Source organism: Myroides odoratus, assembly GCF_965118575.1.
In the GTDB taxonomy this organism is placed as follows: domain Bacteria; phylum Bacteroidota; class Bacteroidia; order Flavobacteriales; family Flavobacteriaceae; genus Flavobacterium; species Flavobacterium odoratum_B.
In genome coordinates this window covers 140,856-155,697 of record NZ_CBCPHW010000004.1, presented here as the reverse complement: position 1 = coordinate 155,697, position 14,842 = coordinate 140,856, and the positions used below count along the sequence as shown (strand labels likewise).

Annotated in this window: 11 protein-coding genes; 1 reads left to right on the top strand and 10 read right to left on the bottom strand. The window is 35.1% G+C overall.

What is annotated here, in order from left to right:
• Nucleotides 1-59: 59 nt before the first annotated feature.
• From ACMHJ2_RS04755 to ACMHJ2_RS04740, 4 genes are read right to left on the bottom strand one after another with little or no spacing between them, the layout of a single operon-like run.
• Nucleotides 60-815: a shikimate dehydrogenase family protein gene (locus ACMHJ2_RS04755; RefSeq protein ID WP_413511815.1), complete on the bottom strand. Its 756-nt coding sequence runs from the start codon at nt 813-815 to the stop codon at nt 60-62.
• A gap of 53 nt (nt 816-868) precedes the next feature.
• Nucleotides 869-2,266 carry a tetratricopeptide repeat protein gene (locus tag ACMHJ2_RS04750; RefSeq protein WP_413511814.1) on the bottom strand — a complete coding sequence of 466 codons (1,398 nt, stop codon included), beginning with the start codon at nt 2,264-2,266 and terminating at the stop codon, nt 869-871.
• Nucleotides 2,267-2,294: 28 nt separating this feature from the next.
• Nucleotides 2,295-3,488: an aspartate aminotransferase family protein gene (locus tag ACMHJ2_RS04745; protein ID WP_413511813.1), complete on the bottom strand. Its 1,194-nt coding sequence runs from the start codon at nt 3,486-3,488 to the stop codon at nt 2,295-2,297.
• Nucleotides 3,489-3,490: 2 nt separating this feature from the next.
• Nucleotides 3,491-5,143 (bottom strand): OstA-like protein, encoded by a 1,653-nt coding sequence (locus ACMHJ2_RS04740; RefSeq protein ID WP_413511907.1) that lies wholly within the window; start codon nt 5,141-5,143, stop codon nt 3,491-3,493.
• An 895-nt stretch (nt 5,144-6,038) separates the two neighbouring features.
• Between ACMHJ2_RS04740 and ACMHJ2_RS04735 the strand changes: the two genes are divergently transcribed.
• The gene (locus ACMHJ2_RS04735; RefSeq protein ID WP_413511812.1) at nt 6,039-7,340 is read left to right on the top strand and encodes a T6SS phospholipase effector Tle1-like catalytic domain-containing protein; all 1,302 of its coding nucleotides are present in this window, start codon (nt 6,039-6,041) and stop codon (nt 7,338-7,340) included.
• 85 nt (nt 7,341-7,425) lie between these two features.
• Here the strand turns inward: ACMHJ2_RS04735 and ACMHJ2_RS04730 are convergent, their stop codons facing one another.
• From ACMHJ2_RS04730 to ACMHJ2_RS04705, 6 genes are all read right to left on the bottom strand, one after another.
• Entirely contained in the window at nt 7,426-8,697 is a 1,272-nt protein-coding gene (locus ACMHJ2_RS04730; protein ID WP_413511811.1) for an adenylosuccinate synthase, read from the bottom strand.
• 32 nt (nt 8,698-8,729) lie between these two features.
• On the bottom strand, nt 8,730-9,188 hold the full coding sequence (locus tag ACMHJ2_RS04725; protein WP_413511810.1) for a Fur family transcriptional regulator: 459 nt from the start codon (nt 9,186-9,188) through the stop codon (nt 8,730-8,732).
• A gap of 101 nt (nt 9,189-9,289) precedes the next feature.
• The gene (locus ACMHJ2_RS04720) at nt 9,290-11,506 is read right to left on the bottom strand and encodes a RelA/SpoT family protein (protein ID WP_413511809.1); all 2,217 of its coding nucleotides are present in this window, start codon (nt 11,504-11,506) and stop codon (nt 9,290-9,292) included.
• 180 nt (nt 11,507-11,686) lie between these two features.
• Nucleotides 11,687-12,331 (bottom strand): hypothetical protein, encoded by a 645-nt coding sequence (locus tag ACMHJ2_RS04715; RefSeq protein ID WP_413511808.1) that lies wholly within the window; start codon nt 12,329-12,331, stop codon nt 11,687-11,689.
• A 379-nt stretch (nt 12,332-12,710) separates the two neighbouring features.
• Entirely contained in the window at nt 12,711-13,508 is a 798-nt protein-coding gene (locus tag ACMHJ2_RS04710) for a TrmH family RNA methyltransferase (protein ID WP_413511807.1), read from the bottom strand.
• Between the two features lie 3 nt (nt 13,509-13,511).
• Entirely contained in the window at nt 13,512-14,831 is a 1,320-nt protein-coding gene (locus ACMHJ2_RS04705) for a DUF58 domain-containing protein (RefSeq protein ID WP_413511906.1), read from the bottom strand.
• Between the last annotated feature and the right edge of the window lie 11 nt (nt 14,832-14,842).

The following is a 14,842-nucleotide window of genomic DNA, read 5'->3' as shown; positions in this document are numbered from 1 at the left end:
TCTAAAGTAAAAGCAATTATGCGGATTAATACGCAATAAAGTACCTGGATTTTATAATTTTAATCTTGTTGAAATCGCTTAGACCATATTCTATATGCTTTTTCAGCTTGAAGAACTAGCATTTCATGCCCGTTTTTAATTGTGGCTTGATTTTGCTCAGCCAAGCGCAAAAATTCGGTTTTTTCTGGATTGTAAATTAAATCATATACAAGGTGCTGATTGCTAATGTATTGGTAGGGAATGTGTGGTTTTTCTTCCACATTTGGAAAAGTCCCTAAAGGGGTTGTATTGATGATCAGTGTATACTGTGTAATGATTTCTTGATTCAGGTCTTCATATGTCAATTCATTATCGAGTTTCGTTCGACTAACAAATTTATAGGCGATTCCCAATTTTTGAAGAACATATTCGATCGCTTTACTTGCCCCTCCTGTTCCTAAGATTAGAGCATGCGTATGCTGCTTCTTTAAAAGAGGTTTTAAAGAATGATAAAAACCATACCAATCCGTGTTATACCCTTTTAATTTATTCTTCTTTGTAATGCGAATGGTGTTAACTGCACCAATTTGAGTAGCTTTCTTAGATAGACTATCTAAATAGGGGATAACAGCCTGTTTGTATGGAATAGTAACGTTCAGGCCTTTTAGGTTATCAAAACGCTCTAAAATGTCACTAAACTCGCTTATTTTATCGATATCAAAGTTGCTATAACTACTATCGGTGAGATGGAGTTGTTTGAATTTCTGCGTAAAGTAATTTTGTGAGAAAGAATAAGTGATGTCTTTTCCAATTAACCCATATTGTTTCTTAATCATAGCGCAAGGTGTTAAAATGAAACAGCTATTCAGGGTAGTGAATAGCTATTCTTTTATTTTGTGTAATTTTTAAGGGCATTTTGTAAAATCGGATTTTCCCATTGAGCCTGAAACAAATTCTCAATGATTGATACTTTGTTAACGTCTGTTTTAAATCCTTTGTCAAGCCAAAATAAGGCTTTTTCATTTTGATCTGAAGCTAAATAATACACCGCTAAGCGGTAATAAATCTCTACCGCATGAGGATGTGTTTCTTCAATCTGCACGAGCTTTTCTATTGCACTTTCATATTCCTCCAACAAGTATAAAATATCAGCCCAATCAATCCAGTAATCTAAAATATATTCACCCAATTCAGTTGCTTTTCGGTAACCGACTTCGGCTTCTTTAAATTGAAGTAGATTGCGATTTAAAACGGCGTATCTAATCCAATATCTTTCGTTTAATTCATCAATATGAATGGCTTTTTGAAGGGTAACTAAGGCTTTATCAAATTGATTTTCTTTGATGTAAATATCGGTTAAGGCAATCCATCCTTTGTCTAACATAGGATCCTCATGCACTGTTTTTTTGTAATACTGGATGGCAAGAGGAAAATTATTGAGCGCCTCGTAGCAGATACCAATTCGAAGCAGAACATAAGAAGAAGGTGCATCAAGCTCCAGTGTAATCATATAATTGTCAATCGCCTCTTGGTATTGTTTTAATTTTTCAAGTGATTTCCCCTTTTCTAAATAAGCTCCTAAGAACTGTTCATCAATTAAGGTCGCAAAGTTGAAGGCCCAAACTGCTTTTTCATAGTTCTTTAAGGCAAAATATTGCCTTCCTAACTGATGCCAAGCAATTTCACTATATGGATTTTTATCAATAAATGAATCTAAGTAGCTAATAGCTTCTTCTATTTCATTTAAGAAATCAAAACAATAAATGATATTGTAGAGGGTGGATTGATCTTCATCGTCGTTTTCTAAACATTGAATAAAACTTTGTTTTGCTTTTTCAATTTCATCAATAAACAAATACTCCATACCCAAAAGGGAATAGATATCTGCTAAATCTTCCGTAATAACCAAGGCTTTTTCTAACGCTTTTATAGCTTCTACGTGATTGCCTTTTTTGGAGTAAATACTCGCTCTGTGAATATAAACCTCGTCATTATGAGGTTCTACATGTTCTATCTCATCTAACAGTCGATCGGCTGCTTCTAATTTATTTTGAAAAATTAATATTTCTACTTCAACTAGTTTTAAACCAATAGAAGTAGGATGTTGGTCCAAAGCTAATTTTAATGCTTTTTTGGCCAAATTGATTTTACCTGAATCTAGGTAATGAAGTATGATATTTTCAAACTCTTCCGAATCAAAAAACAAAACCTTATTCGTTTTGAGCATTGACTCAAAACGAGCAAGTGATAAATTGTTTTCTTCTTCTTCGTTTTTATTGAAATCCATTGCTTTTTATTAGTGTGTTAATTAAAAGTTATAAACCTAACTCTTTTTGAACCTCATTTAAGGCTTCTATAAGGATAGCACACCCTTCTTTAATTTCTGTTTCGCTAATGGTTAGCGGTGGCGTAATACGGATTGCTTTTCCTTCAAATAAAAGCCAGAACAAAATTAATCCTTTTTCTTGACATTTTAATATAACGCGGTTAGTAATATCGCTATTTGGAGTCATAGGGGCAATCATAAGTCCTCTTCCTCTAATTTCTGTAATTAAGGGGTGAACCAGTAAACTTCTAAACAAGGTTTCTTTCTCCAAAGTTTGTGCCATAATATCCGTTTCAACCAATTCTTTTAGTGTAGCTAAACTAGCTGCTGCAATAACGGGATGTCCACCAAATGTGGTTATATGACCAAATTTAGGATTGTCATATAACTGATCCATATGTTCCTCACTTGCAGTAAATGCGCCTACGGGCATTCCACCGCCCATGCCTTTACCCATAACAATGACATCTGGCACGACATCGTAATTTTGAAAGCCAAATAATTTCCCTGTACGACCAAATCCAGGTTGAATTTCATCGACAATCAGTAAAGCACCTACTTCATCACAGCGCTTTCTTACTTTGGTTAAGAAACCATCGAAAGGCTCAACAAATCCAGCACCACCTTGAATGGTTTCCAAGATAATACCTGCGGTTTTGGTGGTGATTTTTTCTAAATCTTCTACGTTGTTAAAGTGAATAAAATCGACATCTGGTAGAAGCGGACGGAAGGCTCTTTTTCGATCTTCAAACCCCATGACACTCATAGATCCCATCGTATTGCCGTGGTAGGCATTAAAACAAGATATAAGTTGACTCCTACCCGTTACGCGTCTTGCTAATTTTAAAGCCCCTTCGGTTGCTTCTGTCCCTGAATTTACTAAATAGGTTTTAGATAGGGGGGCAGGAATATTTTCTGCTAAAATTTTACAAAATTCTACCGCAGGATCTTGAATGTATTCTCCATATACCATAACGTGAGAGTATTTGTCCAATTGGTCTTTGATTGCCTGGTTTACTTTAGGGTTTTGATGACCTAATGTACAAGCAGAAACACCCGCTACGAAGTCTAAATAGGCTTTTCCGTTTTTGTCGTATATGTAAGAGCCTTTCGCGTGGGATATTTCCATCGCTAATGGATTAGGTGATGTTTGAGCTTGGTATTTAAAAAAATCTTCTTTCATTTCTATTTAGAGGTCTTTTTCGCTTTTGTATTTGGTTGAGGGGCCGTATGAGCATTTAAAGTTTCTTTTTGAATCTCTATCGGTTCTTCAGCCTCTTTTTGTTTTTGAGCGCGTTCTTCACTTTTGTCTTTTTCATCTTGAATCTCTTCGTCACTGAAGATTTCTTCGAGGGAATTTATTTTTTCATCTCCCCGCCAAATAAAATCTTTTAAGTATCTCGCATTTTCAGGTAGCATCTGATCGGGATAGAGTTGACTTTCTGGCGAAACAAATAGGGTTACCGTACTAATTTCATTGGCACTAAAACCTACGTTAATATGACTGCATATCCCTTTGTCAATTCCTATAAATTCATTTTTTTCGTTGTAGGCATAATAAATCATCTCTGCATTCTTGACTAAATCGAGTTCACTGAGTTTATTTTCTTGAAATTTCCCATACAGATTCACTCCTTTGACTTGATTATATCCAGTACCTAAGGTGTCTTTTTCAATGATAAAGGCATTGTTCAGTACTTTGATTGAATCCATTTGACCCGTTTTTAAGTCGCTGAGTAGATGCATAAGGTCACCTGTAACTTGACTGTCTCCATTCCACAATACAGGACGGCGAATCATCTGGGTTAAACCTAGTTTTTCACTCCAATGGATGGAATCTGCTTTTCCGCTCATGCTATCTCTAAAGATGCGAGCGTCATAGTAACCTCGAATAACCCGATCTTTTTCAGGGCCTGTCAAGAGGATACGCTTGGCGTGAAAGTAGGCGGAATCCCCTTCTTCTGTCAGCATACTAACTAATGCCTTTTGCGTAACAAACATGGAGTCTTTCAACTTATAAAGCTCGGCATAATGTCCCGTAATTCTCGACTTATTAATCGTATCCGTGATGCGAACATGATTGGTAGCTGAGGCAAATTCATTGCGTTTATTATAGTAAATAGAATCGCCTTCTATTTTGCGCTTGTCATACCAGATATAGGAATTTTTGACCATTTTACCCAAGTCTTGCTTGACGTCGTAATAGCCATTTTCAGTATAAATATAATCGTCTTCATTGGTAATGGTAGAAGGTCCAAAAACATAGGCATGTTCGGGAACTTCATAAAAATCTAAGTGATTGGATTTTACAATTGTTCCTTGTGTTGTTGTAATGGTAACGGCTGTAAAGAATTGAAATTTCTTTTCAGCCATGAAGTATTTGCCTGATTTACTTTTTAAAATATTACCCTTGTTTACAATGGTACCTGGTGTATTGTAATAGATTAAATTTTCGTTGCGGTTAAAGCGCAAAGTATCTGTTTCTATAGTGGAATCGGGAGAGCGCACCAATACATCACCTTCTGCATAGGCGAAGCCGTTTATCGCGTTGTATTCGGCATATTTGCTATTTAAAAATAAAGTATCCCCTTGATTCATGCGTACATCACCCAAAAGTTTGATGTAATTTTCTTTCTCAAAGTAATAGGCTTTATTACAGTTAAGGATAATTCCGTTGTGTTCTGCGGTAATATTCCCTCTCAATAGCGTTGCATCTGGTAATTCAGCTTGATTTCGATCGGATAAATCAGCATGATGAATGATAATCTTGTTTTTATCTTGGCTAAAACTAGACGTACTAAATAAGGAAAATAGGATAAAGAAATAGAGTGTTCTCAAGTCTATATTTTTTTTCAAATTTAAACAAAATATGCGAAGTTCGATTTGAGTTAAGAAGAAATTATAGGGAATAAAAGGGGAGGAGGGTGATTTTATTTTTTTATCTCCCTGTTTGGTGTTGGGTACTTAGCGATGTAACGAAGTGACTGTGAATTTTAGTACCTCGTTATTTGTGATTCAGTTTGTTTGAGCTAAAAATTCAATGAATTTTTCAAATATAAAAGAGGAAAGGATGTAGGTTTTCAATAGTTAATATAAAAAAGGAAGGAATTTTGCGGTATTATTTTTAGGTGCAATCAATGTATTGATTTAGTTCACTAGGTACTGGAAGTGGCGAAAGAAGCACAGGAATTTTTAAGCTTGATGTTAGAATAAGAAACTGTACTCCAGTTTGGTATGGATGGATTGAATGTGATTTTACTACAAACAAGGAAAGCAACGTTTTTATATTTTAGAAGAGATTGTTCTTTTTAAAACAAACCTGTTAACGTGCACAGTTGGGGGGGCTTGTTTAGATGACGATGATTCAAATTGAAGTGGAGTAAAATCGAATTGCTTTAAGGTAATCAAGACACAAAAATAATAAAGTATGAAGAATCCCATGGGCTAGCTCAGCAAATGAAATTTAAAGCCTGTATGCGAAAGATACTCTAGTGTACTAGTCGTTAGTTTATCCTTCTGGTTTTGATTTTTTTTCTGCTCACGTCCTTGGAAAGGTGAATATCTTTCACCAATAGTTATTCCTATATTTAATATAGTTCTCGGTAGAATTATTTTGACTAATAATTTCTTCTCCACCTAGATTATAGTATAAAAATTGTCTGTGACTATTTGTGAAGATATGGTGTTCTAAGGCAATAGTTGCTTTAGTATCAGTTATTTAAATTATATTATTATGAAAACGGAACAAACAAATGAAACGAGTATTGCTTTATTTTTCGATGGCACGGGAAATAATATGACGAATTCCCAAAAGGATCCAGTAAAATATGGAAATCTAACAAACATCGCTCAATTATTTGATGCTTGCACTCTGACAGATAAAGTATATATCGAAGGCGTGGGTACACGAGATCAGATGGAAGATTCAGTATATGCAAAAGCGACGGGTAATAATCCACTAGGATATAGTGGTTATTCGTATCTTGATAAGCTGGATAAAGGGATAAGTTTTTTAAAGACGTATAGTGAACAGCACCCAAATGAAACCCTAAATATATTGATATATGGTTTTAGCAGAGGGGCTACTTTAGCGCGTAATTTTGCCAAAAATGCATTGAATTTTCCCAAGGTTAGAATAAAGTATTTAGGTGTTTTTGATACCGTTGTTTCTTTGTTAACGGTCACACCAATCATTCACTTTACGGCAGAGGAACTGGAAAAAATAGATCAAATTACGCATATCTGTGCCGTTAATGAAACTCGTGACTATTTTCCTTTAACGAGTATTCAAAATAAAAACGGGAGTAAAGATTTAGTAAATCTAGAAAATTATTATACGGCTAAGGTGAAAGAAATTTTTGTACCAGGTGCCCATGCTGATGTGGGAGGGGGGTATACGGTTGGTGCAGAAAAGGTATATCTAAACCAGGTAAGAGGCTCACATGATTCTTTAGTAAAGGATCTTTCAGTAATCAGAAGTACGGTAAAAGATAATTTTTCATGTGCTAATCCCCAACTGATTTGGTTCTGCCTATTGGATGAGAATGTCAGTTTTCAGCCCCTTAACGTCGGTTATAATCTAGTTTCAGAGCGAGCAAAAGTTAGCATTGAGATGTGTAGAGCCTATTTCGAAGTGATGGCCTCTGTTTCAAATACATTCTGTAAAACGAATATTTTTGAATACAAAGCTGCAATCGGGGTTAGTGTTCTCGTGAAATTAAGAGATGATTTAATACAATACTTAAATTCAAATGTTCCTCTAAAAGGAGCTTGTTATGGTTATCGTGATTTTGCAGACTATACGCATATTTCTGCTAATTATGGCACGGTTGATAAAGCGGATACCAATGCAACATTGAATACATTTGATCCTGTCCTTTTATTACTTGAAATGCAAAAGATAAAAGAAGAAAACCCTGGGAGCAATCTAGAAATGGAACGAGAGAATGCTATATTTGAAACGTTTGATATGGGGACGAGCCTTGTCAATATACCGAGTAATGGACAATGGCATCGCAAGGTTATTTATGGATAAATAAGGTTTTAAAAGAAGAAAGTCGTTTTTTTAAACGGTTGATTATACAAAAAAACCACTTCCTAGGAAGTGGTTTTTCATTTCTTTATTTTACAATGGTTTGTTTTCTATCTGGACCTACAGAAACAATTTTAACTGGAACCTCAAGGTAGTTTTCAATAAATTGAATATAATCTTGTAGTTCTGTTGGCAATTGATCGTAGGCAGTCATTCCTGTTAAGTCAGCGTTCCAACCTTTCATTTCTTCATAGATTGGTTCCACATTTTCAGGTTCAATATTGTACGGAAGATAATCGATTGTTTCTCCTTTATACGTGTATTTCGTACAAACTTTTAAAGTTTGAAAACCAGATAATACATCGGCTTTCATCATATAAAGTTCTGTAACTCCATTTACTTCTACAGCGTATTTTAAGGCAACTAAATCTAACCATCCACATCGTCTAGCACGACCTGTTACTGAACCAAATTCTTTACCAACACTAGCCATCGTAGCTCCTGCTTCATCGTGTAACTCCGTTGGGAAAGGCCCACTTCCAACGCGTGTTGTATACGCTTTGAAAATACCAAAAACTTGTTTAACGCGGTTCGGAGCAATACCTAAACCAGTACAAGCACCTGCTGCCGTTGTGTTTGAAGACGTAACAAAAGGATACGTACCAAAATCAATATCTAATAAAGATCCTTGTGCTCCTTCTGCAAGAATAGTTTTCCCGTCTTTTAAAGCGCGGTTCAAGTATTCTTCACTATCAATGAATTTTAATTTTTGTAATTCGTTAACTGCTTGGAAGAATTCTTCTTCTAATTCAGTCAAGTTATATTGCATGTCTACATCGTGAAATTTAATCATCGATTCATGCTTGTCCGCTAATGCGCGATATCTTTGCTCAAAATCTACTAATTCAATATCACCAACACGAAGTCCATTTCTACCTGTTTTGTCCATATACGTTGGACCGATTCCCTTTAAAGTAGAACCAATTTTTGCTTTGCCCTTTGCAGTTTCAGAAGCAGCATCAAGTAAACGGTGCGTAGGAAGAATTAAATGTGCTTTTCTAGAAATCAATAAACGATTTACAAAATCGATTTTGAATTGCTCTAGACCTTCAATTTCTTTCATAAAAACTACAGGATCAATTACCACACCATTACCAATGATGTTGATTGCATTTTTATGAAAAATACCTGAAGGGATTGTTCGAAGTACATGTTTAATTCCGTCAAATTCTAAGGTGTGTCCTGCATTTGGACCTCCTTGAAAGCGTGCAATAATGTCGTATTTTGAAGTAAGGACATCCACGATTTTTCCTTTACCTTCATCACCCCATTGCAAGCCAAGTAGTAAATCTACTGCCATTCTTTGTGTTGTTAAAGTTTTAAATTAGTGTGTTAGGATTCAGATTCTTCTTCATTGGTCTTTCTCGTTCCATAGAAATACAACGAGTGATTGTGAATCTCAATATTAAAAATATCTTCTATTGTTTTTTTTATGATTTGAATACGAGGATCACAGAATTCGATTACTTCACCCGTATCAGTTAAAATGATGTGATCGTGTTGTTTGTCAAAATATGATTTCTCGTAATGGGCTTGGTTTTGTCCAAATTGGTGTCTTCGAACTAAGCCACACTCTAATAAAATTTCAATCGTATTGTACAGTGTTGCTCTACTTACTCTATAGTTTTTATTTTTCATTTTGATATATAAAGATTCAATATCAAAATGCTCTTCACTATCGTAAATTTCTTGTAAAATAGCGTATCGTTCCGGTGTTTTTCGATGCCCTCTGTCTTCTAAAAATTTAGTAAAAACGTTTTTTACTATCTCTTGATTATTCTCGCTTCCCATAACTAAATACTAAAATGCAAATATAGATGTATTTTCTCGAGTGAGAAAATTAATTGATTGTTTATGTTTTATAAATTAAAGGTACAATAAATTAACCAGGATTAATTGGTATTTACCCGAGTAACTTTATCTACGCCTTCAATTTTTTTAATGTTGGTAATCATTTTTTTCAAAATATCATTGTTTGGTACGATTACGGTAATAGATCCTTTAAATAAACCAGCATTTTCACTTAGAGAAATACTTCGGATATTCACCGCTTTACTTTCCATGATAATCTTGGTAATTTCGGTTGTCAATCCTGCAGAATCCAACCCAGTGATATTGATTGTCGCTTCAAAATTAAAGGAAGTAGAAGAAGCTACCCAATGCGCTTGCATAACGCGATACGCGTAATTAGAACGCATACTGATTGCATTAGGACAGTCCATCTTATGTACTTTTATCCCTTCATTAATCGTAACAAATCCAAATACATTATCTCCCGGAATAGGATTGCAGCAAGTCGCTAGTTTGTAATCTAGTTTTTCTTTGTCTTTTCCAAAAACGAGCAAATCCAAGGCATTCTTGTCTTCTGCTTCTTGGTGTACAGGCGTAGAAGGGGCGCGTTTGATGCTTTTCTTAAAGAAATTAAAGAGGGTATTGTTGCGTTTTGAAGCGTAATCTTTTAATTGTGTATTGTCAATTAAACCTGCACCCACGCGATAAAATAAATCTTGACTGGTTTTTAGCTTGAAATGGTTAACCATTTCATTAATTGTATTTTCATCCAGATTTATTTTTAAGTGTTTCAGCTTGCGTTGTAATTGTTCTTTCCCCTCATCCGCAATTTTCTTGGTGTTTTCATTTAAGGAGCTTTTAATCTTATTGCGTGCTCTACTGGTTGTTACATAATCCAGCCAGTTTACGTTGGGTTTCTTATTTTCAGAAGTTATGATTTCTACTTGATCACCACTAGCCAAAACGTGATTTAAGGGCACTAATCGCCCATTTACACGAGTGCCTCTTGTTTTTAATCCAATTTCAGAGTGAATGGAAAAAGCAAAGTCTAAAGCAGTTGCTCCTTTAGGCAGGGATTTAATTTCTCCTTTAGGAGTAAAGACATAAATTTCTTTGGCATATAAACTTAGTTTGAAGTCTTCTACAAAATCAACGGCATTTGTTTCCGCATTTTCTAGGGCTTCTTTTAATTGATTTAACCAAAGATCGAGGCTATTTTCTTCTGTAACCCCTTGTTTGTATTTGTAATGCGCTGCATACCCTTGTTCTGCAATTTCGTCCATGCGTTCACTGCGGATTTGGATTTCTACCCAACGGCCTTTTGGACCCATCACGGTGATGTGCAAGGCTTCGTAGCCTGTAGATTTAGGAGAAGAAATCCAATCTCTTAATCGACTAGGGCTAGGACGGAAGTGATCCGTAACAATGGAATAAATCTTCCAAGCAATGAATTTTTCTTCATGTGGCGTTGATTTGTAAATAATTCGCAAAGCAAATTTGTCATATACTTCATCAAAGGTCACATTCTGAGCCTTCATTTTGCGTCGGATGGAATAAATAGATTTAGGACGACCTTTCATCGAATACTGGATATGTTCCTCGTCTAAAGATTGGCGTAAAATGTCGGAAACAGATTTAATATAAACCGCTTGTTCTTCTTTTGTTTCCTTCATTTTATTGACAATGTCTTGGTATACTTCAGGTTCAGTATACTTCAGACCTAAGTCTTCCAATTTTGTCTTTATGTTGAAGAGCCCCAAGCGATGAGCCAATGGCGCATAAATGTATAGTGTTTCCGAAGCGATTTTGGCTTGCTTGTAATCCGCCATACTTTCCATGGTTTGCATATTGTGCAAACGATCGGCAATTTTAATGAGAATTACACGTACATCGTCATTGAGGGTAAGCAACATTTTGCGGTAATTCTCCGCCTGCATAGAAATATGAGAATCGGGTTCTAGCAAGGCCATTTTGGTTAAACCTTCGACAATTTTAGCTATTTTAGGATTAAACCACTCTTCTATTTGTTGAACTGTAATAGCGGTATCTTCAACGATATCATGCATTAAGGCCGCTGCAATTGAAGTAGCACCTAATCCAATTTCAGAAGCGACAATTTTGGCTACAGCAATCGGGTGAAAAATATAAGCTTCCCCGGATTTTCTGCGTTGATCTTTGTGAGCATCAACGGCAACATCAAATGCTTTTCTAATTAATTTTTTGTCTGCATCAGATAAAGTTTGATAACTGATTTTCAGTAACTCTTTATACTCTTTTGCTATTGCTTTATTTTCTAATTCAATTTCTGCTTCTGTCATACTACTATTGGTCAAATAAGGATAGATTAAAGTTACTAAAAAAAGCCTTTAGATACAAGTGTTAGGCTCTTTGTATTAGTTGAAATAAAGAGGTTTTTAGTGGATTTGTGTAAGTGAGATAAAAGGGCAAGGGCGAATAGTATGTCCACTATTCGCCCTTGTATGTTTTGGTTTGTTTTATTAGAATACAAAGAATACACCTCCATTGATTTGAAGATTGCTTCCAGGTCCGCCACTTAGATTCTTTTTACCTAGAATTTCTAAATTAAGACCAAAGCGGTTCAATAATAAATCTCGGTTGAATTGTCCCGTTTTAAAAAGATTCGTATCCGATAACCAGATGTTGACTCCTCCACCAAGGTTAAACATGGCTTTGTCATCTTTATTGAAATGGGTATAACCCAATCCAGTTTCAACATAAGGGTCCACAATTGGAATATTCAATAAACCACCTAAGCTATATACAAGAGTAGCATCAACTGCAAGTACACTAAATTTATCATTTGCCACTCTTCCATTAACAATATCTTTTGCTTTTACTTCGCTAGATACAAGTCCTAACTTAAAGCTTACGTTTTTACCTGCATAGTATTCAATAGACAATTTAGGTAAAGAAGCGGCTTTTAATTCATCAAAATTAGCTGGATCATCCCATTCAAAATTATTGTTAATCATACTCATTTGAATATTTACTTTCCACGGATAATTGTAATGAAGACGTTCATCGTAGTTGTATTTTGGCTTGAATTGAGCCAAGGCACCGTTAGAAAAGGAAAGAAGTAGAGTAAGGGCTAATAATTTGAATAATGGGTTGCTTCTTTTCATATCTCTTATTTTGTTTAAGTTTAAATGTTAAGGAAAAATTAATGAAATTCAAATATAAATAAAAAATGTGTTCTACAAGCGAGATTAACATTTTAATTATTCCTATAAAACTCTTGTTAACCTGTAATTATTGTATCAAAATCAAATAAAATTTAGCTATGAATCTGTAAATGATTAAAGAATACGCTAAAATTGAGCCAGGAAAACAAAAGTAGAGCGGAATCGTTTCTACTCAAATGGATGTTCTTTCGGATATCCTTTTCTTGTTCTGTCATACCCTTGGAATGCGAGGTAACCTTTTAAATCGTTAGTCAGATTGGTCTAATTTAAAAGTGAATTCCTAGATGCAAAAGAAATCAAAAGAACTACATTTTATTTGTTATTTAAAATCACGCTGTCTCTTTGCTTCAAATAATAAAATAGAAGCAGCTACAGAAACATTGATGGAGTCTATAGTTCCACTCATGGGAATAATAATATTTTGTGTACTACCTAGTCGCCAGGCTTCAGTTAATCCTGTAGATTCTGTTCCAACAATAAAAGCGGTTGGGGTAGTGTAATCTTGGGTGTGGTAACTGCAAGAATTTTGTAGTGTAGCCGCATAGGTATGAATGTTTTTTTGCTGTAAAAAAGCAATTGTCTCTTCGGTTGTGGCTATTGCAATCTGATTGGTAAACAAGCAGCCTACACTAGATCGTATGATATTGGGGTTGTATAAATCTGTTTTGGGATTAGCGATGATGACTGCATCAATATGTGCTGCATCAGCGGTGCGTAACATAGCCCCTATATTGCCTGGTTTTTCTGTAGCTTCGGCTACTAAAATAAGGGGATTAGCAGGTAGTTGAAGTTGATCCAAGTGATGCGTCTTCATTTGAGCTAAAGCGATAACACCTTCTGTTGAATCGCGATAGGCCAGTTTTTGATAGATCTCTCGGGTAATTTCAATGCATTGGGTTTGTGAACCTATATAGGAAACTACGTTTTCGAAGGGGAGTATATCCGAACAAAATAACAGGGTTTCTAATTGATATCCCCCTGCATGAGCGAGTTCAATTTCACGTAACCCTTCAATGAGAAATAAGCCCTCTTTTTTTCGAGCTCGTGCTTTATCTTGTAATTGAAGAACTGATTTTATAAGTGGATTTTGTGTGCTTTCTATTTTTTTTATATTCATAGTTTAGAAACCTTTTGCCTTGATTTTTAAATACATATTAATCGTGTCAATCGATAAATTTTGTGGGGTAGTAAGAATACTTTGTATCCCGTATTTCGTTAATTCACTAGCGATTAAACGCTTTTCAAAGTTAAATTTTTCCGCAATAATTTTATCTATAATAGCATCAGTATTTTTTACTTGCTTTTGTGTCAGTTGTTTGAGTTCAGTATTTTCAAAGAAGATGACTACTAAAACGTGATTTTTCGCTAATGCACGTAAATAAGGGAGTTGTCGATGTAAACTTGAAAGCGACTCAAAATTGGTGTATACTAACAATAAACTACGATGAGTGATGGTTTGTTTTACAGCACTATACAGATGACCAAAGTCACTTTCACTAAAATTAGTTTGTAGCTTATAAAGCGTAGAGACTATTTTTTGCAAATGGGTTCTTTTATTAGAAGCAGCTACTACATTTTCTACTTTTTTTGAAAAAGAAAGCATGCCGACACGGTCATTTTTCTTTAGAACGACATTTGAAATAGCCAAGGATGAATTGATAGCATAATCGAGTAAAGTCATCCCTTCAAAAGGCATTTGCATTAAGCGACCTTTGTCGAGAATAGCATAGACTGTTTCTGTATTTTCATCGAGAAATTGATTGACCATTACTTGATTCTTTTTGGCTGTAGCCTTCCAATTGATCGTGCGTATATCATCTCCAGAAACGTACTCCTTGATTTGTTCAAACTCTGTTGTATTGCCAATCTTGCGTAATTTCTTTAAGCCAAAAGCATATTTGTTTTTAGCAAAGGCAATCAAGTCATAGTTTCTCATTTGCATGAAAGAAGGATAACAAGGGAGCATTTGTCCTTCCGAAAAAACATAGCGTTTGGCTACTAACCCTAAAGGAGAATTTACATATACATTGAGTTTACCAAAACTGTATTCGCCTCTTTTTTTTGGGGTGAGTGCATAACTTAAGTGAACTTCTTCTTCAGCCTTTAGTTGTTTTTGAAGTGAAAAATCGCGTTTCTGAAATTGAAAAGGAATTTCGTCAATGATTTCACAGGTTAGGACAAAAGGATAGTTGTTTTTGAGTTGAATTTCAATGTTGTTCGCATCTCCATTGGATAATTTTTCAGGTAAATGTCGTTGTGCTACCAGTTTGTTTTTGCCCCAAAATAAAACGAAAAAATCGGTAAGGAATAGGATAAGTCCAAATCCTACAATCGCCCAAGTAATCAAGTACAAACTAGGGAATAAGAAGGACAGGATAAACAGTACAATCACTATACCGAATCCATAATATACGCGTTGGAGTAGAAAAAGAGGTCTCATCATAATCTTTT